The organism is Prevotella pallens ATCC 700821 (genome assembly GCF_000220255.1).
In the GTDB taxonomy this organism is placed as follows: domain Bacteria; phylum Bacteroidota; class Bacteroidia; order Bacteroidales; family Bacteroidaceae; genus Prevotella; species Prevotella pallens.
Genome location: NZ_GL982530.1, coordinates 1 through 1,002, shown reverse-complemented (window position 1 = coordinate 1,002; position 1,002 = coordinate 1). Strand labels below are relative to the sequence as shown.

2 protein-coding genes are annotated in these 1,002 nt (G+C 46.2%); both read left to right on the top strand.

From position 1 onward, the window contains the following. Positions 1-43: 43 nt before the first annotated feature. On the top strand, positions 44-202 hold the full coding sequence (locus HMPREF9144_RS13150) for a TraR/DksA family transcriptional regulator (RefSeq protein WP_229041931.1): 159 nt from the start codon (positions 44-46) through the stop codon (positions 200-202). After that, positions 199-747 (top strand): ead/Ea22-like family protein, encoded by a 549-nt coding sequence (locus tag HMPREF9144_RS12500; protein WP_001289873.1) that lies wholly within the window; start codon positions 199-201, stop codon positions 745-747. The genes HMPREF9144_RS13150 and HMPREF9144_RS12500 overlap by 4 nt, the downstream gene beginning before the upstream one ends. The last annotated feature ends 255 nt before the right edge of the window (positions 748-1,002 follow it).

Below are 1,002 nucleotides of genomic sequence, written 5' to 3'. Positions count from 1 at the left end.
CGGATCAGAAATAGAAGAATTACAGCGCAACACAGCAATAAAAATGCGCCGCCTGAACCACCAGGCTATATCTGCCACTCATTGTTGTGAGTGTGGCGATCCGATAGATGAACGAAGACGCCTGGTCGTTCAGGGTTGTCGGACTTGTGCAAGTTGCCAGGAGGATCTGGAACTTATCAGTAAACAGAGAGGTTCGAAGTGAGCGAAATTAACTCTCAGGCACTGCGTGAAGCGGCAGAGCAGGCAATGCATGACGACTGGGGATTTGACGCAGACCTTTTCCATGAATTGGTAACACCATCGATTGTGCTGGAACTGCTGGATGAACGGGAAAGAAACCAGCAATACATCAAACGCCGCGACCAGGAGAACGAGGATATTGCGCTAACAGTAGGGAAACTGCGTGTTGAGCTTGAAACAGCAAAATCAAAACTCAACGAGCAGCGTGAGTATTACGAAGGTGTTATCTCGGATGGGAGTAAGCGTATTGCTAAACTGGAAAGCAACGAAGTCCGTGAAGACGGAAACCAGTTTCTTGTTGTTCGCCATCCTGGGAAGACTCCTGTTATCAAGCACTGCACTGGTGACCTGGAAGAGTTTCTGCGGCAGTTAATCGAACAAGACCCGTTAGTAACTATCGACATCATTACGCATCGCTATTACGGGGTTGGAGGTCAATGGGTTCAGGATGCAGGTGAGTATCTGCATATGATGTCTGACGCTGGCATTCGCATCAAAGGAGAGTGAGATCGGTTTTGTAAAAGATAACGCTTGTGAAAATGCTGAATTTCGCGTCGTCTTCACAGCGATGCCAGAGTCTGTAGTGTCAGATGATGACCGTACTCAAACATCGGGTTGAGTATTATCTTACTGTTTCTTTACATAAACATTGCTGATACCGTTTAGCTGAAACGACATACATTGCAAGGAGTTTATAAATGAGTATCAATGAGTTAGAGTCTGAGCAAAAAGATTGGGCGTTATCAATGTTGTGCAGATCCG